General features: G+C 67.8%; 17 protein-coding genes and 1 other RNA gene. 5 read left to right on the top strand and 13 right to left on the bottom strand.

Annotated features, from left to right (window positions below; all coding sequences use genetic code 11):
- Positions 1–108: 108 nt before the first annotated feature.
- A complete protein-coding gene (locus I6B53_RS06305) occupies positions 109–789 on the top strand; it encodes a FadR/GntR family transcriptional regulator (protein ID WP_253953794.1) in 681 nt (226 codons plus the stop codon).
- A gap of 70 nt (positions 790–859) precedes the next feature.
- On the opposite strand, the gene argH is transcribed toward I6B53_RS06305, so the two are convergent.
- From argH to panB, 10 genes are all read right to left on the bottom strand, one after another.
- On the bottom strand, positions 860–2284 hold the full coding sequence (gene argH / locus I6B53_RS06310) for an argininosuccinate lyase (protein WP_216763410.1): 1425 nt from the start codon (positions 2282–2284) through the stop codon (positions 860–862).
- Positions 2281–3519 carry an argininosuccinate synthase gene (locus I6B53_RS06315; protein ID WP_216763412.1) on the bottom strand — a complete coding sequence of 413 codons (1239 nt, stop codon included), beginning with the start codon at positions 3517–3519 and terminating at the stop codon, positions 2281–2283. The genes argH and I6B53_RS06315 overlap by 4 nt, the downstream gene beginning before the upstream one ends.
- A 14-nt stretch (positions 3520–3533) precedes the next feature.
- A complete protein-coding gene (gene argR, locus I6B53_RS06320; protein ID WP_216763414.1) occupies positions 3534–4049 on the bottom strand; it encodes an arginine repressor in 516 nt (171 codons plus the stop codon).
- A complete protein-coding gene (locus I6B53_RS06325; RefSeq protein ID WP_216763415.1) occupies positions 4046–5281 on the bottom strand; it encodes an acetylornithine transaminase in 1236 nt (411 codons plus the stop codon). Before I6B53_RS06325 ends, argR begins: the two co-directional genes overlap by 4 nt.
- Entirely contained in the window at positions 5278–6444 is a 1167-nt protein-coding gene (gene argJ / locus I6B53_RS06330; RefSeq protein WP_216765377.1) for a bifunctional glutamate N-acetyltransferase/amino-acid acetyltransferase ArgJ, read from the bottom strand. The genes I6B53_RS06325 and argJ overlap by 4 nt, the downstream gene beginning before the upstream one ends.
- A gap of 29 nt (positions 6445–6473) precedes the next feature.
- Positions 6474–7574, bottom strand: coding sequence for an N-acetyl-gamma-glutamyl-phosphate reductase (gene argC / locus I6B53_RS06335; RefSeq protein ID WP_253953796.1), 1101 nt, complete (start codon positions 7572–7574; stop codon positions 6474–6476).
- 39 nt (positions 7575–7613) lie between these two features.
- Positions 7614–8108, bottom strand: a complete 495-nt coding sequence (locus I6B53_RS06340) for a flavodoxin domain-containing protein (protein WP_216763417.1) — start codon at positions 8106–8108, stop codon at positions 7614–7616.
- Positions 8109–8195: 87 nt separating this feature from the next.
- Positions 8196–10841, bottom strand: a complete 2646-nt coding sequence (pheT, locus tag I6B53_RS06345; RefSeq protein WP_216763418.1) for a phenylalanine--tRNA ligase subunit beta — start codon at positions 10839–10841, stop codon at positions 8196–8198.
- A 1-nt stretch (position 10842) separates the two neighbouring features.
- Entirely contained in the window at positions 10843–11928 is a 1086-nt protein-coding gene (pheS, locus tag I6B53_RS06350) for a phenylalanine--tRNA ligase subunit alpha (protein WP_216763419.1), read from the bottom strand.
- Positions 11929–12038: 110 nt separating this feature from the next.
- A complete protein-coding gene (gene panB, locus I6B53_RS06355; RefSeq protein ID WP_216763420.1) occupies positions 12039–12866 on the bottom strand; it encodes a 3-methyl-2-oxobutanoate hydroxymethyltransferase in 828 nt (275 codons plus the stop codon).
- 195 nt (positions 12867–13061) lie between these two features.
- On the opposite strand from panB, the gene map reads away from it, so the two are divergent.
- From map to I6B53_RS06370, 3 genes are all read left to right on the top strand, one after another.
- Positions 13062–13949: a type I methionyl aminopeptidase gene (gene map / locus I6B53_RS06360; protein WP_216763421.1), complete on the top strand. Its 888-nt coding sequence runs from the start codon at positions 13062–13064 to the stop codon at positions 13947–13949.
- A 126-nt stretch (positions 13950–14075) separates the two neighbouring features.
- The gene (ppgK, locus tag I6B53_RS06365) at positions 14076–14825 is read left to right on the top strand and encodes a polyphosphate--glucose phosphotransferase (RefSeq protein WP_216763422.1); all 750 of its coding nucleotides are present in this window, start codon (positions 14076–14078) and stop codon (positions 14823–14825) included.
- Between the two features lie 524 nt (positions 14826–15349).
- Positions 15350–16054, top strand: coding sequence for a hypothetical protein (locus I6B53_RS06370; RefSeq protein ID WP_216763424.1), 705 nt, complete (start codon positions 15350–15352; stop codon positions 16052–16054).
- Between the two features lie 111 nt (positions 16055–16165).
- Here I6B53_RS06370 and rnpB read toward each other — a convergent pair.
- Positions 16166–16540: RNase P RNA component class A (gene rnpB, locus I6B53_RS06375), an RNA gene on the bottom strand.
- Positions 16541–16883: 343 nt separating this feature from the next.
- On the opposite strand from rnpB, the gene I6B53_RS06380 reads away from it, so the two are divergent.
- Positions 16884–17705, top strand: a complete 822-nt coding sequence (locus I6B53_RS06380; RefSeq protein WP_216763425.1) for a YaaA family protein — start codon at positions 16884–16886, stop codon at positions 17703–17705.
- 292 nt (positions 17706–17997) lie between these two features.
- On the opposite strand, the gene I6B53_RS06385 is transcribed toward I6B53_RS06380, so the two are convergent.
- Together I6B53_RS06385 and I6B53_RS06390 are read right to left on the bottom strand one after the other, a co-directional pair.
- Positions 17998–18732, bottom strand: a complete 735-nt coding sequence (locus I6B53_RS06385; protein WP_216763427.1) for a zinc ribbon domain-containing protein — start codon at positions 18730–18732, stop codon at positions 17998–18000.
- Positions 18729–19619 carry a Nif3-like dinuclear metal center hexameric protein gene (locus tag I6B53_RS06390; protein ID WP_253953798.1) on the bottom strand — a complete coding sequence of 297 codons (891 nt, stop codon included), beginning with the start codon at positions 19617–19619 and terminating at the stop codon, positions 18729–18731. The genes I6B53_RS06385 and I6B53_RS06390 overlap by 4 nt, the downstream gene beginning before the upstream one ends.
- Positions 19620–19694 lie beyond the last annotated feature (75 nt).

A 19694-nucleotide genomic window follows, 5' to 3' on the forward strand; every position in this document is an offset into this window, starting at 1 on the left:
AGGTAGGTTAATTGTATGTTGTCTGACAAGTTCACTGACGTCGAAGCGTCAGATGTGTCCAAACTGTTATCTCAGGTCTCCGTCAGAGATGACGGATCGAGTGTGCCCATGGTCAATCGCTCGACGGCGACCATGGATGCCATCAAGAGCCACATCCTGCGCAACCGGCTCTCCACAGGTGACCCATTGCCCACCGAGGCCGCCCTCGGCGCAGAGGTGGGTGTCTCCCGGTCCTCCGTGCGCGAGGCCCTGCGCAAACTCGAAGCCCTGGACATAGTCCAGGTGCGCCAAGGTGCGGGCTCCTTCGTGGGCGGCATGTCGCTGGAACCCATGATCCAGACCCTGGTCCTGCGTGCGTCACTGGCCTCGGCCAACCGCGAGGACTTCCTCCAGGAGGTCGTCGACGCCAGGCGCGCCCTCGACCTGGGCATCGCCTCGGAGATCGTCGCAGCCCACCACGACACTCCGGATCCCGAGCTGGACGCCATCGTCGAAGAGATGGAGAAGCTCGCCCGCGCCGGACAGCGCTTCATGAACGAGGACATCTCCTTCCACATGCGGCTGCTGGCGCCATTGGACAGTCACCTGGCACGCCAGCTGTACTCGGCCTTCTGGTTCGTCCACATGTCCATCGTCCCAGAACTCGGCGAAGGTGTGGACGAGGGGCTGCTGAGAACCGCCAATGCTCACCGGGCCATGTTGGACACGGCGCGTTCGGGTGACGTGGAAGCCTATCGAGAAGCCGTCAGGGAGCACTACGTGCCACTCGCCGAGATCCTCCACCACTGAGCCGAGGAATCCGCCGACTGCACGGCCGTCCTCGTCCTCGCCCACGGACGAATCTCACGAAGGGAGAGGGTCAGGTGGTGGACCAGGTGCGCAAGGTGGTGCTCTGGCTGCGAAGCTCTTCCAGCTGTTCGCGCACGCGTTCGGGTGCGGTGCCTCCCCTGCCCCGGCGCGCCGACACCGACCCCTGGACCGAGAGCACCTCACGCACCGACGGGTCCAGGTGAGCCGACTCCTCGGCGAACTCTTCGTCCGTCAGATCGGCCAGCTCCACCCCACGCGCCTCCGCCACGCGTACGCACCCGCCCGAGATCTCGTGCGCCTCACGGAAGGGCACACCCCTGCGGACCAGCCACTCGGCGATGTCGGTGGCCAAGGAGAAGCCCTGAGGTGCCAGCTCCGCCATGCGATCCAGGTGCAGCTCCATGGTGGCCACCATTCCCGTGACAGCCGGCAAGAGGACCTCCAGGGTGTCGATCTGGTCGAAGACCGGCTCCTTGTCCTCCTGCAGGTCCCGGTCGTAGGCCAGTGGGATTCCCTTGAGGACGGTGAGCAGCGCCATCAGGTCCCCCACAAGGCGCCCGGCCTTGCCGCGTCCCAGTTCTGCCACGTCCGGGTTCTTCTTCTGCGGCATGATCGACGATCCCGTCGAGTAGGCGTCGTCCAGGGTGACGTAGCCGAACTCCTTCGTGTTCCAGATGACGACCTCTTCGCACAGGCGGGAGATGTCCACGCCGATCATCGCCATGACGAAGGCGAACTCGGCGACCACGTCACGAGAGGCCGTTCCGTCGATCGAATTGGCCACGGAGTCCTCGAAGCCCAGTTGCGTGGCGATCGCACGCGGGTCCATGCCCAGCGTGTTGCCCGCAAGGGCGCCGCTTCCGTATGGGCAGACGGCAGCCCGCCGGTCCCAGTCGACCAGGCGCTGCACGTCTCGCAGGAGCGGCCATGCGTGGGCGGCAAGATGATGGGCGACGAGCACCGGCTGGGCGTGCTGCAGGTGTGTGCGTCCGGGCATCACCGCCTCGCCTGCGGCCTCGGCCTGCCCGGCCAGGGCGTCGACGACATCCAGGACGAGGGCGGCCGTGGTGCGCGCACGCTCACGCAGGTACATGCGGATCAGTGTGGCGATCTGGTCGTTGCGTGAGCGCCCCGCACGCAGTTTGCCGCCCAAGTGCGCCCCGGCTCTTTCGATGAGGCCGCGTTCCAGGGCCGAATGGACGTCCTCGTCCAAGGGGTCCGGGGCGAAGGCGCCGGAGGCGACATCGGCGTCCAGACGGTCCAGGGCCGTGTGCATGTCGCGGATCTCCACCTCATCCAGCAGACCTGCGGCGTGCAGGGCGTCGGCGTGGGCGTGGGAGCCGGCGATGTCCACCCTGGCAAGGCGCCAGTCGAAGTGGGTGGACACCGACAATGCGGCCAAGGCGTCAGCGGGTCCACCCGCGAATCGCGCGCCCCACAAGGACCCTGCGGATGTGGCTCCGGCCCCGCTCACAGTTGGCCCTCGCCCAGCTCGGGGCCCTTGCCGAAGCGCACGTCGCGGGCCGTGGCCAGGCGCGAAGTCATGCCGAAGATCTCGATGAACCCGCGCGAGTGGGACTGGTCGAAGGTGTCGCCCGTCTCGTAGGTGGCCAGGTTGAAGTCGTACAACGAGGCCTCCGAGCGGCGGCCGGTCACGGTGGCCCGGCCTCCGTGCAGGGTCATGCGCACCTCTCCGCTGACATAGCTCTGGGTGTCGGCCACGAAGCCGTCCAGGGCGCGCTTGAGGGGCGAGAACCACAGGCCGTCGTAGACCAGTTCGGCCCAGCGCGCGTCCACGCGCCGCTTGTAGCGGGCAAGTTCGCGTTCCAAGGTGACGTGTTCCAACTCCTGATGGGCGGTCAGCAGGGCGATGGCTCCGGGGGCCTCGTAGATCTCGCGGGACTTGATGCCGACCAAGCGGTCCTCGACCATGTCGATTCGGCCGATGCCCTGGGCGCCGGCTCGGCGGTTCATCTCCTGGATGGCCTGGAGCGGGGTCACGGGGCGACCATCGATGGCCACGGGGACACCGCTGTCGAAGGTGATGACGACCTCGTCGGGCAGGGGCGGGTAGGTGGGGTCGTCGGTGTAGTTGTACACGTCCTTGGTGGGCGCGTTCCAGATGTCCTCGAGGAAGCCGGTCTCGATGGCACGTCCCCACACGTTCTGGTCGATGGAGAAGGGGTTGTGCTTCGTGGTCTCGATGGGCAGGTGGTGCCGGTTCGCGTAGTCGATGGCCACGTCGCGGGTCAGGGCCAGGTCGCGCACGGGTGCCAAGCATTTCAGGTCCGGGGCGTAGGAGGTGATCGAGACCTCGAAGCGCACCTGGTCGTTGCCTTTGCCGGTGCAGCCGTGGGCCACGGTGCTGGCGCCGAACTGGCGGGCGGCACGCACGAGGTGCTTGGAGATGAGCGGCCGTGACAGTGCCGAGACCAGCGGGTAGACGCCCTCGTACAGGCCGTTGGCCTGCAGGGCCGGCATGCAGAAGTCGTTGGCGAATTCGTCCTTGGCGTCGGCCACGTAGGCCTCGACGGCGCCGCAGTCCAACGCGCGCTGGCGGATGACCTCAAGGTCCTCGCCTCCCTGGCCCACGTCGACGGCCACGGCGACGACCTCCATGCCGGTGCGTTCTTCGATCCAGCCGATTGCCACGGACGTGTCGAGTCCGCCCGAGTACGCCAGGACGACCCGGTCCTTTGTTCCAGCCATTTCTTTCCTGCCTTTCAGTTTTCCGGGAGGGATCCCGGTCGAGCCATCTCGAGAAGTGTCGTCTCCACGTGTTGCGCTGCCGAATCCGAGCGGCAGATGACGAGTATCGTGTCGTCTCCGGCGATCGTGCCAGCGACCTCGTCCATTCGAACGGAGTCGACAGCACTGGCCAGGAGTTGCGCGGCCCCCACCGGGGTGCGCAGGACCAGCTGGTTGTTGACCCGGGTGGAACCGGTGAGCAGAGACTGGCACCAGCGTCCCAGGCGTCCTCTGCCGCCCTCGCCGTCGTGGGTGGCGGATCCGTCCGCGTCGGCCACCGAGTACACGAGGGTCCCGTCGGCTGTACGCACCTTGGTGGCCTGCATGTCGATGAGGTCGCGCGACAGGGTCGTCTGGGTGACGTCGATGCCGCGCCGGGCCAGGGCGGCGCGCAATTGCTCCTGTGAGGTCACGGCAGTGGAGGCGAGGATGTCGCGGATCGTCTCGCGTCTGGCGGCTTTGGTGCGCGGGGTGGCCGATTCCTGGGTCATGACATGGCCTTCGACGTGCGTTCGAGCGCGGTGGCAGCAAGTTTCGGCAGTGCGGCGGTGAAGCCGGCGGCTTCGGCCTCGGTGATGACCAAGGGCGGGGCGAGTCGCAGGGTGTTCGCACCGGTGGCGTTGAGGACGAAACCGGCTTCCCGTCCGGCCGCGACGAGGGCGGGGGCGATGGGTTCGGAGAACTCGAGGCCGATGAGCAGGCCCCGTCCTCGTACGTCCACCAAAGTGGCGGCTCCGCAGGTGCGCAGGTCTTCGCGCCAGGACTCCCCCAACGCCTTCACGTGCTCGAGCAGGGACTCGGCCTCGATCGTCCGGATGACTGCAAGGGCAGCGGCCGCGCAGACCGGATTGCCACCGAAGGTCGTGCCGTGCATGCCGGGACGCAGAATGTGCGCGGCTTCGCCGAAGGCCACGCAGGCGCCGACAGGCATGCCTCCGCCCAAGCCTTTGGCCAGGGTGACCAGGTCGGGGCGGATGCCCGCGTGGTGGTGTCCCATCCACTCCCCCGTGCGGCCGACGCCGGTCTGGACTTCGTCCACGACCATGAGAGCACCCCAGCCGGTGGTGATCTCGCGGACCGCACGCAGGTAGTCGTCCGTCAGGACGTTGACGCCGGCCTCGCCCTGGATGGGTTCGACGAAGACTGCGGCCACCTCCGGTCCCATGGCCGCTTCCAGTGCAGGTGCGTCCCCGGCCGGGACGAAGTGGACTCCGGGTACGAGGGGCGCGAAAGGTTCCCGGTAGGCGGCCTTCCACGTCAGGGCCAGCGCCCCGGTCGAGCGGCCGTGGAAGGCGTGGTCCAGGGCGATGATGCGCTGCTTGGGTGTGGATTGGGCGTTGCCGTGGGCCTTTACGACCTTGAGGGCGGCTTCGTTGGCCTCGGTGCCGGAGTTGGTCAGGAAGACGAGGCCGTCGCCCGGCGCGTCCTTCTGCGGCGCGGCGGTGATGCGCAGGATCTCCTCGGCAAGGCGAACCTGGGGTTCGGTGGCGAAGAAGTTCGACACGTGCCCCAAGCGCGCCACCTGCTGGGCCACGGCTTCGACCACTGCGGGGTGTGCGTGTCCCAGGGCGTTGACGGCGATGCCGCCGAGCAGGTCCAGGTACTTCTTGCCGTCGACGTCCCACACGGTGGAGCCCTTGCCGAGGTCGAGGACCAGGTGCGGGGTGCCGAAGGTGTCCATGAGAGAGGTGCGGTGGCGCTCCAGCCAGTCATTCGTTTTCATGAGGAGTACGCGCTGTTCTCGGTGACGTAGTCGTGGGTGAGGTCATTGGTCCACACGGTGGCACTGGCCCGCCCGGCATGCAGGTCGATGACGACACGGCATTCTCGCGGTGTCATGTCGACCGAGCTGCGGTCTTCGCCGACCCCACCTGCACGGCACACCATGACGTCGTTGACGATGACGTCCAGGGCCTGCGGATCGTAGGGGGCGATGTCTTCGGGCACAGTACCCACTTCGGAGACGATGCGTCCCCAGTTGGGATCATTGCCGAAGACGGCGGCCTTGAAGAGGTTCGAGCGGGCCACGGCCTTGGCCACCGCTTCGGCGCCGTCCTCGTCAGCGGCGTTGACCACGGTGATGGAGATGTCATGGCTGGCGCCCTCGGCGTCGGCGATGAGTTGGCGTGCAAGGTCCGCGCAGGTTTCGCGCAGGGCTTCGGTCAGGTCGTCCTGGCCGACAGTGATGCCGCTGGCGCCGGAGGCCAGGACCAGGACCGTGTCGTTGGTCGACATGCACCCGTCGGAGTCGGTGCGGTTGAAGGTCGTCCGCACGGCTTCCACCAGCGCCTCGTGCAGGGCGACATCGCCGACCACGGCGTCGGTGGTGATGACGCAGAGCATGGTGGCAAGTCCCGGGGCGAGCATGCCCGCACCCTTGGCCATTCCTCCGACGCTCCACCCTTGGCGCGCCACCACGCAGGTCTTGGAGACGGTGTCGGTGGTGCGGATCGCGTCGGCGGCATCTGCTCCGGCCAGCGGTCCGCCTGCAAGCCTTGTGACAGCAGTGGTGGCTCCGGCGAGCAGGGCGTCCATGGGCAGGGGGATGCCGATCATGCCGGTGGAGCAGACGGCCACCTCGTTGGCGCCCATGTCGAGCTGACCTGCCACGTGGATGGCGGTGGCAAGGGAGTCGTCGGCGCCGGTGGCCCCGGTGCAGGCGTTCGCGCAGCCGGAGTTGAGGATGACGGCACGGACGGTGCCCGCAGCCAGGTGGGCGCGGCTCAGGGTGACCGGGGCGGCGACGACACGGTTGGTGGTGAACACCCCGGCGCTGGCGGGCGCGGGCCCGTCATTGACGACCAGGGCGACGTCGCGTGCGCCGCCGGACTTGATTCCTGCAGCCACACCTGCGGCGCGAAATCCGAGGGGGCCTGTCACTCCCACCTGCGCGGTGGGGTTGGCGCCGTCGCTGCTCACGGGTTGACTCCTGTCATGGGCACACCGGTGAATTCGGGGATCCCGAGGGCGAGGTTCGCGCTCTGGACGGCAGCGGCCGCCGTGCCCTTGCCGAGGTTGTCGATGGCGCAGATCATGACCAGGGTGCCCGCACGTTCATCGATGCTCCAGGAGACCATCGCGCGCCCGGTTCCCGTGAGTGGTCCCGTGGTGGGCCAGGTCGGTGCCGTGGTGATGTCGACGAGGCGTTCGTGGGCGTAGGGCGCAAGAGCCGCCTCCAAGGAGTGTTCGTCCATGCCCGGTGCCAGTGGGGCGACGACGGTGGCGAGGATCCCCCGGGAGGTGGGGACCAGGACGGGGGTGAAGGTCAAGCGCATGTTCGCCGGTCCGCCTGCCACGCGCAGGTTCTGGAGGATCTCGGGAATGTGTCGGTGGGTGCCGCCGACTGCGTAGGGGGCGATGGTGCCCACCGCCTGGGAGGCGAGCAGGTGCGGCTTGAGGGTGCGGCCTGCTCCCGAGTAGCCGACCGAGAGGGTCGCCACGAGGTTCGAGGAGTGGATGATGCCTGCGCGGACCGCGCACTGGGCGGCCAGGGTCACGGCGGTGGCATTGCAGCCGGGCACGGCGATGCGCCGTGTCGATGAGAGCAGAGCCCGTTGTGAGGTGGCGGCGTCCTCGCCGTCATGGAGGAGTTCCGGCATGCCGTAGCTCCATGCGGGACTGTGCGCTCCCCCGTAGTAGGAGGCCCATTCCTGGGCGTCGACCAGTCGGTGGTCCGCGGCGAGGTCCGCGATGACCGCCCCGTCCCCCTTGGAGGCAAGGGTGTCGCCGATGGTGCCGGAGTGTCCGTGGGGCAGTGCCAGGACGACGAGGTCGTGGCCGCCCAAGGCGTCGACGGACGTCTCCTGGATGGTCAGGTCCGCCAGTTGAGGAATGTGTGGCTGGTGCTGGCCGAGTTTGGTACCCGCACTGGTGGCAGCAGTGACGGTGGTGACCTCGATGTCAGGGTGGTCGGCGAGGAGTCGCAGGACTTCTCCCCCGGCGTAGCCGGAGGCTCCCGCAACAGCAGCTCTCAATCTCATGTGCATGAATATACACGCATGTGCATACTCATGCATTCATGGTGTCCGTGTGTCACACCCCGCCCCGGTTCACGGTCAGTCCCGGGAAAGCAAGGCGTCAGCGATTTCGTCCGCCCAGGCATTCACCGCGTCCCAGTCACGGAAGTCGCCCTCCACAGCACTTGCCAGGCGCATGACGGTCCGTTCACGCAGCGACAACTTCTGCGGCACGTACCGGCCGGGGAAGGTCTTGTGGTCCACGGCCTCCACGCGGGTGAGCACCGGGCCGATCCGGGACGGGTCCTGCGGGGCGTGTTTGGGCACACCGTTCATGCCCACCGAGAAGGCCCACACGCGGCGCGAGGACAACTGTCCCTCGAAGCGCTCGACGAAGGACTGCGCTTCGGCCATCCACTGGAGCATGTAGACCGCTGATCCCACGACCACGGCATCGATGTCCTCCAGCGACATGACCTTCTCGGGGGCCTCGCGAAGGACGTCGAAGCCTCGGAATGTCAGGCGCGCGGCAATGGCGTCAGCGGTCTCTTCGGTGGCCCCATGCTTCGAGGAGGCTGTCACGAGGATTTTCATGGGAACAGTGTGACAGAAGAGGACGCCCGGAACCCAGTCTCAGGTCCCAGTGGGACAGTGACGAGTTCCGGGCGTGGCAACGATCCGTCAGGCGCGAAGGGTGGCACCCAGGACCTTTTCCGCCTTCGTCAGCACACCAGCGCGCACCGACTGGATCTCTTCGCTGCTCAACGTGTGGTCGGAGCGCAGACGCAGGGCGAATGCCAAGGAGCGGTGTCCTTCGGGCACTTGGTCACCCTCGTAGATGTCGAAGAGGGTGACCTCTTCGGCCAACGGGCCGGCACCCTGGCGAAGGACCTGCTCGACGCGGGCCACCGGCACGCTGGAATGAACGACCAAGGCGATGTCCTCCTTCGCAACGGGGTAGGTGGACACCCCCTTGACCTGGATTGGCGTGGGCGAGGCCGCGGCCACCAAGGCATCCAGGTCGATCTCTGCGGCAACCGAGCGGGCGGGCAGGCCGAAGGCCTGGCAGACGCCCGGGTGCAGTTCACCGGCCAGAGCGACCTCGGTCAGATCGCGGCCCGCACGCACGAAGACACGGCCCACGCGCCCGGGATGCCACGGGGCGACCTCAGCCGGATCGGTGGCGGGAACGGGCATCGGCGGTCCCGGAACCCGGGTGACCTCCGCCTCCCAAGCGCGGCAGACCTCCACGCGCACGCCCAGAACCTCCGCAGCGCGGCGGACCATGTCCACGGCGTCACGCCAGTCCATGGCGCGGGGAGCGCCAAGAGCGGGCGAGGATCCGACGGTGCCGGCCATGACCACGCCCAAGTGGCGGGGTTGAGCGGGGGTTCCGGCTGCCAGACGCGCCAGCTCCTCGTCACAGGGGCGCCGTTCGGCCCCGATGAGTCCGGCCGGGACGGTGCCTGCCGGGCGTGCCACGAGGCCCTGCTCGAAGACGGCGACCCGCCCAGCGCCGCGAGCGATGTTGCGCCCGGCCACGTCAAGCAGGGTGTCGAGGATCGAGGAGCGCAGCCACGGAGCATCATCGGCCAAGGGATTGCGCAGGCGCACCGCTTGGCGCCGGGGATCCGAGGCCGACAGGCGCTGCCTGTCGAAGGAGTCGGAGACGAAGGGGTAGGAAAGGACCTCGGTCAGACCCGCTTGGGCCAAGGTGTCGGCCACCTGCCGTCTGGCCCGCTGGGCGTCGGTGAGGCCGCCACCGCCCGGTGCGGTCGGCAGGAGTGAGGGGATCTTGTCGTAGCCGTCCAGGCGAGCGATCTCCTCGACCAGGTGGGCCGGACCCACCAGGTCCGGGCGCCAGCTCGGCACGGTGACGAGTACACGCCCCTCGGTGCCCTCGTCCACCTGACAGCCGATGAGAGTGAGGATCTCGCGGATGCGATCGGCGGTGTGGTCGACTCCGATGAGTCGGGCAGGTTCGTCGAGAGCCATGTCAATGACGGTGGCCGCCCCCACTTGGTCCATGTCACCGACCGCCGGGTCCGCCGTGCCGCCGCCATACTCGACCAGCAGGTCCACCGCGCGCTGGGCGGCCACCGCCGGCAGTTGCGGGTCCGTGCCGCGTTCGAAACGCTTCGAAGCCTCCGAGGGCAGGCGGTGCCTGCGGGCCGTACGGGCTATGGACACGGGGTCGAAGTGGGCGGCCTCCAGCAGAATGTCCGTCGTGGAGTCCTCGACCTCGGAGTACTGGCCACCCATGACCCCGGCCAGACCGATGATGCGAGAGCCCGGTCCCTGTGGAGAGTCGGTGATGAGCAGGTCCTCGCCGTCCAAGACGCGATCGACGTCATCCAAGGTGACCAGGTGTTCACCCGGTGCGGCACGGCGCACGACGATCGGCTCGGCCAAGGCCGCCAGGTCGTAGGCGTGCATGGGCTGTCCCAAGTCCATCATCACGTAGTTCGTGACGTCCACCGCCAAGGAGATGGAGCGCATGCCTGCGGCCTCGAGGCGTTCGACCATCCACCGGGGGCTGGGCGCCTTCGGGTCCACTCCACGCACGATGCGCGTGACGAACCGGTCGCAGCCGATGCGCCCATGGATCGGGGAGCCGTCGTCCACACGCACCTCGAATCCGTCCGCCGTGGCGGCCGGCACCTGGCCGACGAGGACCCCCGGCAGGCCCGGGTCGCGGAATGCGGCGCCGGTGGAGTGGGAGAACTCGCGAGCCACCCCTCGCATGGAGAAGCAGTAGCCACGGTCGGGGGTCACGTTGATCTCAAGGATCTCTTCGCCCAGACCGAGGAATCCGAGCAGGTCGGACCCAGGGGCGAGGATCTCGCGGTCCGGGTGGGCCGTGGGCAGCACGATGATGCCGTCGTGGTCCTCACCCAACCCCAGTTCTCGGGCCGAGCAGATCATGCCGTCGGAGACGTGCCCGTAGGTCTTGCGTGCGGCGATCTCGAATCCGCCGGGCAGGACGGCGCCGGGCAGTGAGACGACCACCAGGTCACCCTCGACGAAATTGTGGGCTCCACAGACGATGCCGCGGCTGGGCAGATCCGAGGGTTCCTTCCCGGTACCGGGAGCGTCATTGAAATCGCCGACGTCCACGCGGCAGTAGTTGACGGTCTTGCCGTTGGAGGCGGTCTCCTTGACCAAGGTGAGGACCTTGCCGACCACCAGGGGGCCGGTGACCTTTGCGGGGTGGATGGCCTCTTCTTCCAGGCCGACCTGGACGAGGGCGGCGGCCAACGCGGTCGCATCGGTGCCTTCAGGCACCTCGACGTGGTCGGCGAGCCAGCTCAGGGGAACCATGGGCATGTCAGTGGCCCTTTCCGTGGAGTCCGAACTGCTGGGAGAAGCGCACATCGCCCTCGACGATGTCATGCATGTCGGCGATGCCGTGACGCAGCATGAGGGTGCGTTCGATGCCCATTCCGAAGGCGAAGCCCGTGTAGACCTCTGGGTCGATGCCGTTGGCGCGCAGGACATTGGGGTTGACCATGCCGCAGCCGCCCACTTCGATCCAACCGGCGCCGCCCTTCTTCTGGGGGAACCACATGTCCAGTTCGGCACTGGGTTCGGTGAAGGGGAAGAAGGAGGGTCGCAGGCGCGCCTTGGCGTCCGGGCCGAACATGGCTTTGGCGAAGTGGTCGAGGACCCCCTTCAGGTGCGCCATGGTCAGCCCCTTGTCCACCGCCAGGCCTTCGACCTGGTGGAAGACCGGCGTGTGAGTGGCGTCCAGGGCGTCGGAGCGGAAGACCTTGCCGGGGCAGGCGATGTACAGGGGCACCCCGCGTTCCAGCATCGCGTGGGACTGGACCGGTGAGGTGTGAGTGCGCAGGACCAGGTTGCCGTCCTGCGGGCTCTGGCCGCCCACGCTGGTACCGTCCACGTACAGGGTGTCCTGCATCTGCCGGGCCGGGTGGTCGATGTCGAAGTTCAGGGAGTCGAAATTGAACCACTCGTGTTCGATTTCCGGGCCTTCGGCGATCTGCCACCCCATGGACACGAAGAAGTCCTGGATCTCCTCGATCAGGGTCTCGATGGGGTGACGGGCGCCCAGCGGGGCGCGGGAGGTGGGGCCGGTGACGTCGACGGCTTCTTCGACGAGGACCCGGGCTTCGTGCTCGGCGGCCAACACTGCTTCACGCGAAGCCAAGGCTTCACTGACTTTCTTCCGGGCGCCTCCGAGGTTCTTGCCGGCCAAGCCGCGGTCCTTGGGCTCCAAGGAACCAATCGTCCTGTTCGCGGTCACGAGGGCGGCGCCATCCCCGAGGAAGGTGCTGCGCGCGACCTTGAGGGCGTCGAGGTCCTGGACGGCGGCAAAGGCTGCCAGGGCCTGCTTGACGACGGCGTCGACCGCCGCTGCGTCCCGTGGGTCCAATTGACTGGGGTGCTCGTCCATGTCCTGCTTCCTGGTCGTCGTCGTGCGCCGCGCCGGTGGGCCCGGGCGCGCGACCATGATAGTGCGCTGCGTCGAAGCGCCCATCGGGTGCCCACGGCGCACGTGCAGGTTCAGTGGGCCTTGTAGTTCTCCGGGCCGGGGAATGAGCGGTCACCCACGGCGGCGACATACTGTTCTGCGGCGCTGCGCAGCTCTTGGCCGAGTTCGGCGAAGCGGCGCACGAACGAGGGGACCCACTGCCCCATGCCGGCCATGTCCGACCACACGAGGACCTGCCCGTCGGTGTGGGGGCCGGCTCCGATACCGATGGTGGACATGGCGAGTTCCTTGGTGAGCATCCCCGCCACGTCGTCGGGCACCATCTCCAGGACGACGGCGAAGGCTCCGGCGTCCTGCAGTGCCAGGGCGTCGGCCAGCATCAGTTCGGCGGCCTCTCCTCTGCCCTGCATGCGCGGGCCGCCCAAGGTGTTCTCGGATTGGGGCGTGTAGCCCAGGTGGGCCACGACAGGGATGCCGCCGTCGACCAGCATGCGCACCGTGGCGGCGCGGGCCGCGCCACCTTCGAGTTTGACGGCGTTGGCGCCGGCGCGCATGAGGCGGGCGGCGTTGTCGAAGGCGGCGACCGGGTCGGCCTCGTAGGTGCCGAAGGGCATGTCGGCGACGACCATCGACGTGCTCACCGACCGTGCGACTGCCGCCGTGGCGCGCTCCATGTCCTCCAGGATGACCTTGACGGTGGTCGCATGGCCAAGGACCACATTGCCCAAGGAGTCTCCCACCAGCAGCATGTCGACTCCTGCGGCCTCCAGGATGGGGGCGACGAGGGCGTCATAGGCGGTGAGCATGGTCACCGGCCGTCCTTCAGCCTTCGCTTTGGCCAGGTGGTGGACGCGGAAGCGCGGTTTGCGGGTGACGGTGGGTGCGTCGTGGTGCGACACGGGGACTCCTCGGCAGGAAGTGGATCGTGGGCCATTGTTCCACGTACACGCGGGTACTCGCAGAGCGCGCGGGTTCCGATCGGACGCCCACCCGCCCTCGCCCGCGCTGCCGCACGGCCCGGACCGTGCGATGCCCCGCCCTCGTCCCCGAAAGTGCCAGAACCGGCCCCGCCTCGAGGATCGTATTCTGGACCCATGACCTCCCTTGCCGAACTTGCTGCACGCGCCCCACTGGGCAACCTGCGTCCCGGGCGGATCAGCCCACCGCGCCAGGTGCCCTCGCACATCTCACGGCCCGAGTACATGTTCCACGACGGACCCGAGGTCATCACCGCAAGCGACGTCAAGGACGCGGAGACCATTGGACGCATCCGCGAGGCCGGTCGGATCGCCGCTCGCGCCCTTCAGGCCGTCGGCCGGGCCGTTGCCCCCGGCGTCACCACGGACGAATTGGACCGCATCGGACACGAGTACCTGTGCGACCACGGGGCCTACCCCTCGTGTCTGGGCTACATGGGCTACCCCAAGTCACTGTGCACCTCCGTCAACGAAGTCATCTGCCACGGCATCCCCGACGACCGCCCACTGGAGGAAGGCGACATCGTCAATGTCGACATCACCGCCTACGTCGGCGGCGTCCACGGCGACACCTGCGCCATGTTCGAGGTCGGCCAGGTCGACGAAGCCTCGCACCTGCTGTGCGAACGCACGGAGAAGGCCATGTTGCGCGGCATCAAAGCCATCAGACCCGGACGCGAGATCAACGTCATCGGGCGCGTCATCGAAGCATGGGCCAAGCGTTTCGAATACGGGGTCGTCCGCGACTACACCGGGCACGGCGTCGGCGAAGCATTCCACTCGGGCCTGATCGTCCCCCACTACGATGCGGCACCCAAACACGCGGAGGTCATGGAAGTCGGCATGGTCTTCACAGTCGAGCCGATGCTGACCCTGGGCACCATCGAGTGGGAACAGTGGGATGACGACTGGACGGTGGTCACCGCCGACAGGTCGCGCTCCGCCCAGTACGAGCACACGGTGGTGGTCACCGAGGACGGGGCGGAGATCCTCACCCTGCCGTGACAACGCTCCGGCACGCCCTCCCGCCCCTTGAGGTGCGACCTGCCTCACCCCTGTGCGCGCTCATTCCACTACGCTTGGTCATGACAACGTACGTCGGGCGCCGGGCGCCTTGGTCAGGAGGACGACATGGCGACAGTGGCCTGCGGAATCGACATCGGCGGATCGGGCGTCAAGGCGGCCTGCGTCGGCCTTTCCACCGGTGAGTTCATCGGCGAGAGGATCCGCATTGACACCCCCAAGCCCGCCACTCCCGACGCCGTGGCAGATGTGTGCCGCCAGCTGCTCGAACAGCTGGAGGTCGGCCCGGACGTTCCCGTGGGCATCGCCTTCCCCGCACCCATCATTCGCGGAGTCGTGCCCTTCATCGCGAATCTGGACCCGTCGTGGGCGAACATCGACGTCAATGAGCTCATGCAGCGCCACTTGGGTCGGCCCATCGCGGCCCTCAACGACGCCGACGCCGCCGGTATTGCAGAGGTCACCTTCGGCGCCGCCAAAGGCGTGCCCGGAACGGTCATCCTCACCACACAGGGCACAGGCATCGGCTCGGCGGTCATCGTCGACGGTGTCCTGGTGCCCAACACGGAGCTGGGTCACCTGGAGATCGACGGCCACGACGCCGAAAAGCGCGCCTCGGCCGGTCAGAAGACCCTGCAGGACCTGTCGTGGAAGAAGTGGGCCAAGCGCCTGCAGCGCTACTACAGCCACATGGAGATGCTGTTCTCGCCCGACCTGTTCGTCGTGGGTGGTGGCGTGTCGAAGAACCATGAGAAGTTCATGCCCCTGCTGGACCTGAAGACCCCGATGGTGCCGGCCCAGTTGCTCAACACCGCCGGCATCGTCGGCGCAGCAGTGTGGGCCGCGAACAAGGCATGACCGGCCGGGAGAACCTGCCTTCGGCGCTTGGACTGGGACTCGACTCGGCTGCCTTCGCACCCTTTGGCGCGTCGTACTCCTCGACCCCCGTCATCACGGTCCTGGGGCCGTGGGACGCCGGCGGCCAGGGCGAGCCCTCGGCTGGGTCGGAGCGGGCCGTGGACGCTGAGTCATGGCGGCCCTCGTCGGTCCTTGCCGCCGCCATGCCAGCAACACCAGCGCGTGCGCTGGGCGCCGGCCCCCAGGACTTCGTCTCCCAGCAGGCCGCACGTGACCGTCAGGCCCGTGCGCGTCAGACGACAGGTCGTCCCGGCACCCAAGGCCACCCTCGTCCCCCTGGCACCGGAGCACCCCAACCGCCCGTACGGCCCGCCACCGTTGCTCCACCGGTTCGCTCGGCAGCCGCGCCGATGCCGCATCCCGCACCTGCGCCGCTGCCCCGGAACGAGGCATCGACGCGCCCCGCCACGGCGCAACGCAGACCCGCGCAACAGAAGAAGAAGCCGTCTTCCACTTTGATCGGCGTGACGATCATCCTGCTCTTCGTCTTCGGGCCGGGCATCGTGTCAGGGCTCGTCAAAGCCGTCTCCAGCGGCACCTCCCCCAACTCGGTCACCTCGGAGCCGACAATCACCTCGGAGCCGACAATCACAGTGGAATCCACTGAGATCGAGACGAAGACCTACTCGGGGTTGATCGGCCAGGCGCTGTCGGAGGACCAAGTGGTCTCACCGATCCACGATGACGGCAAAGGTTCCAGCCGGGGACTCGGGCTCGTGGGTGATGTCCCGGCCGCTGTCGGGCTCGGAGAGTCGTACGAGAACCCCGCGCCGATCAGTCGGTGGCGCACAGTCTGGAACCATGGCGACCCACACAAGGAAGCCACAGTCTCCGTGTTCGAGGTGACGGTCGCCCCCGAGCACTTGTCCACCGAATTCGATTGGCTCGAACCGTTCGAAGAACAAGTGTTGATCCTGGTCACTTGGGATGTCGACTACACCGCCAATGTCGTCGACGAACCTGTGGACGTCATCCCTACTCTTGTCGCTGCAAGCGGCGTCGAGGCCCCCGCCGCGGAGATCACCCATCCCGACCAGCACCTCGACCACCGGCGGCAATGCGTGTTCATTGTGTTCCCGGACGAAGTCCGGTCACCATTCGTACTGAAGTTCACGCCGTCGATCGACACCGGCGACAAGGTTGCAACGGTGTACCTGTCTCCGCGGTGAGGCCGGGCGGGCCGTGGCCGGTGCCACGGCCCGGGTCGTCCGCCCGACTCAGTTGCTCGACACGGTGGGCAGGACGACCGTTCGTGGGGCGGGCACCTTGTGCGTGAAGTGCGGATGAGACGGTCTGTACGCCGGGTTCTGTCCCGCGCGCCGATTCCAGCGTGCGGTGGCGACCATCCATCTAGGACCTGCGTTGCCGCAGGCCTCCAGCAACCTACCCGCAGACATTGGACGGGCCGTCCGTGGCATCTGCTGCTTGGTCTTGCTCCGGGTGGGGTTTGCCGAGCCGACACGGTCACCCGTGTCGCTGGTGGGCTCTTGCCCCACCGTTTCACCCTTGCCCCGGGCCGAAGCCCGTGGCGGTCTGTTCTCTGTGGCACTGTCCCGCGGGTCACCCCGGGTGGCTGTTGGCCACCACCCTGCCCTGTGGAGCCCGGACGTTCCTCGAGGCCCCAGAAGGGGCCGCGCGGCCGCCCGACCGTCTCATCCGCGCAGGCCAGTCTAGCGCGGGCGCGGCTGCTTGCGCCCACGCAGTTCCATGACCAACGGAGTCGAAAAGTCAAAGGTCGACCAGTCGGTCCCGGACGCCAGCAGGTCTGTCAGGTCGATCCCCGTGTCCGGGCGCCCGGACCTGTCTGGCCGGTCGCCCCACATCCGAGCCTCATCAAATCGCGCTGTGTGCGTGGGATCGGTCAACAAGAAGCCTCGGAACAAGCGCTCGACGAGATCCGCCTTCGCCCTCTTGGAGTCTCCCGCGCAGTGGATGTTGAAAGGGCACGAGTGGGCCTCTCAGTGCGCTGGGCTCTGTCACCTCCGATATCGTGGCGCTGTGTTCATCTGGCTGCCGCCCTCGGAGGGCAAGACCGCGCCCACCAGCGGCCCCGCCCTGGATCTCGATTCCTTGTCCCATCCTCGACTGAACCCTGTGCGAGCCGGCCTGATCATGCGCCTGCAGAGTCTGGGGGACAAGGACTCGGCGGTATCTGTCCTGGGACTCGGAGCCAAGGGAGGCGCTGCGGCGCTTGCCGCCAACTCTGCCCTGCTGACTTCTCCATGCGCGCCGGCCGCCGAGGTCTACACCGGCGTTCTCTTCGAGGCCCTGGACCTTGCCGGACTCGTGGGGCCCGCAGGCGAGCTGGCCGAACGCCAGGTCCGCATCTTCTCCGGACTGTTCGGAATCCTCTCCCCCGCCGACATGGTTCCCGACCACAGGTTGCCCATGGGCGCGAGGTTGCCCGGGCTCGGCACACTGGCAGCCCACTGGAAGGCGCCGTTGACCGACGCGCTCTCCCTCGAAGTCTCCGGTCACGTCATCCTGGACTGCCGGTCTGGCCCCTACCGCGCTGCTTGCACGGCCCCGCCCTCGCACCTGGTGGAGCTCAGTGTGGTCCGTGAGGCCGACGGGAAGCGTCAGGTGGTCTCGCACGATGCGAAGAAGTGGCGTGGCCTGGTTACCAGGCAGCTGCTCGCTGCGGGCGTGGATGCGGATTCGCCCGAGCAGCTTGCCGGCGCATTGCAGGACCTGCGTGCTCAGGTCTTGACAGTGGATGCCAAGGGGATCGCACACCGTGCCGTCTCCGTGGAGGTCAGTCCCGTGAAAGCTCACAGGTCGGGTGCTACTCACCGCGTGGCCACCCTGGTCACCACCTGAGCGCCCCCGTCGATTCCGCACACCATGCAGGAGCCTCATCCCGCTGTCACAACAGGCTGATCCTGCTTGACCTGCACCCAAGCCGAGAGCCTCCGCTCCCTTGCATGCACATTGTGTGCGGCGCCGTCACGATTAGCACACAATGCGGAGGCGCCCCCTCGCCCCTTTGGCACTCAAACCTGTTGTGACCTGCGCCGACAGCAGGTCTCCCACGTGGAGGCCAGCGGCATTGTGTGCGGGATCCGACTGCGCTCCCGGCCTCAACCCATCCGTACCCGAATCGGGGAAAGTGTCACTGGGTGCTGGTGCGCACCACCAGCTGTTGGGTGTCCTCCGTCCAGCACAGTTGATCTGCCGGAACCCGGCGAATTGCGTCGAGTTCCGCCGGTGACAGGTCTGCCGCCATCGCCTGGACGACGCCGTCACGCACCTCGACGACCGCCAGCGCGCCATTGCGGGCCACCGCACGGTCGTATTCAGCCATCAGGGCCTCCCCGATGCGGCCGGCAAGTTCACGACGCTGCACAATCACTGCACGCAGTTCCTCGTCACCCGTGGCCACGTCCGCCAGAAACTGGGCCTTCGCCTTCTCCACGTCGGCCTTGATGGCTTCGGCCTCCCTGAGCATCGCTTCGCGGGCACCGCGCGCCGCTTCCAAACGTTCCTCGGCGTCCAGGGCGTCGTTCTCCAGCTTCGACAGGCGGGCGTCCATCTGCTCGATCTCGCGCAGCATTGCGCTGATGTCACGCAGAGGAACCTCGTTGCGGTCCACACGTCCCTGCTGTCGCTCACGGCGGGCCCGGACCTTCTCGATCTCGTCCTCGACGCGTGTGGCCTCGCGCTCCACGTCATGGATGACGGCACTCTGCGAAATCGCCGCGCGGCTGAGGTCCTCGGCACGCCCGGCCAGTTCCCTGACGATCCCGTGGGCGGGGTGAGAGTCACGCTGGTGGCGCAATTGGGACTCCCGGGCATCCAGTGCGCGCAGGTCGAGAAGCAGAAGCTGGTCTTCAGGCGCAGCCTTCACTGAAGTCCTCCCAAGGTTCGTCGGTGGCAAGTCCACGGTTCGGTGACCATCGTAGAGACTTCCACCTCCACCGACACACCCGCCGCGGAGGCGGCCTCACGCAATTTGGCCGCGAGCACCGGCAGCCACGGCCATTCGGTGGCCCAGTGGGAGCCGCACAACAGGGCCGGCGCTCCGCCCTCGACGTGTTCGGAGGCCGGGTGGTGGCGAAGGTCCGCGCACAAGTACACGTCGGCGCCGACGCGGCGCGCGTCTGCCAGGAAATGGTCGCCAGAGCCGCCGCTGACGACGACCGTGCGCACGGGGGCGGCCTCGTCACCTGTGACGAACAGGCCGTGCGGCCCTGCGGGCAGGACCCGCGCCACGTGGTCCGCGAATTCGCCGAGGGTCCTCGCCTCCACGGTGCCGCCCCTGCCCAAGCCGATCGGTCGCCCGTGGGAGTCGACTCCGGCAGGTGCCAGCGGCCACGTGTCCCGCAGGCCCACCAGGTCCGCCAGCGCTTGCGCCACTCCGTCTGCTGCGGCGTCCGCATTCGTGTGGGCCGCGAAAAGAGCGACCCGAGCGCGCACCAATGAGGCGACCAGGGAGCCCTTCGGGTCCGACTCCGGCAGGAAGGACGTGCCCCGTAGGTAGAGCGGATGGTGTGTGAGCAACAGGTCCGCGCCACTGTCCATCGCCTGGCGGGCGGTCGCCGCCACGGGGTCCACGGCCAGGAGAATCCGCTGCACTGTTTGCCCCGGGTCTCCCAGGACCAGGCCGACCCGGTCCCACTCCTCTGCGGTGCTGGCCGGGTACCAGGCCTCCATGAGGTCCATCACGTCGCGCAGCGTCCACGTGCGGGCCTGCGCCAATGGCACTGCCTCGCCTTTGATTTCCTTTTGCTCCATCCTCCAAGGGTACGGGGACGCTGCCACGGTGACGAGGGCGCCCTGGGACCCGGTTGCCCCGTCCGGGCCGGCGGC

The sequence above is a fragment of the Schaalia sp. 19OD2882 genome (assembly GCF_018986735.1).
Taxonomy (GTDB): domain Bacteria; phylum Actinomycetota; class Actinomycetes; order Actinomycetales; family Actinomycetaceae; genus Pauljensenia.

Coding starts and splice junctions, on each gene's coding strand:
- I6B53_RS06305 (WP_253953794.1), top strand. CDS start 109: ATGGTCAATCGCTCGACGGCGACCATGGATGCCATCAAGAGCCACATC.
- I6B53_RS06315 (WP_216763412.1), bottom strand. CDS start 3,519: ATGGCTGGAACAAAGGACCGGGTCGTCCTGGCGTACTCGGGCGGACTC.
- argR (WP_216763414.1), bottom strand. CDS start 4,049: ATGACCCAGGAATCGGCCACCCCGCGCACCAAAGCCGCCAGACGCGAG.
- I6B53_RS06325 (WP_216763415.1), bottom strand. CDS start 5,281: ATGAAAACGAATGACTGGCTGGAGCGCCACCGCACCTCTCTCATGGAC.
- argC (WP_253953796.1), bottom strand. CDS start 7,574: ATGCATGAGTATGCACATGCGTGTATATTCATGCACATGAGATTGAGA.
- I6B53_RS06340 (WP_216763417.1), bottom strand. CDS start 8,108: ATGAAAATCCTCGTGACAGCCTCCTCGAAGCATGGGGCCACCGAAGAG.
- pheT (WP_216763418.1), bottom strand. CDS start 10,841: ATGCCCATGGTTCCCCTGAGCTGGCTCGCCGACCACGTCGAGGTGCCT.
- pheS (WP_216763419.1), bottom strand. CDS start 11,928: ATGGACGAGCACCCCAGTCAATTGGACCCACGGGACGCAGCGGCGGTC.
- map (WP_216763421.1), top strand. CDS start 13,062: ATGACCTCCCTTGCCGAACTTGCTGCACGCGCCCCACTGGGCAACCTG.
- ppgK (WP_216763422.1), top strand. CDS start 14,076: ATGGCGACAGTGGCCTGCGGAATCGACATCGGCGGATCGGGCGTCAAG.
- I6B53_RS06390 (WP_253953798.1), bottom strand. CDS start 19,619: ATGGAGCAAAAGGAAATCAAAGGCGAGGCAGTGCCATTGGCGCAGGCC.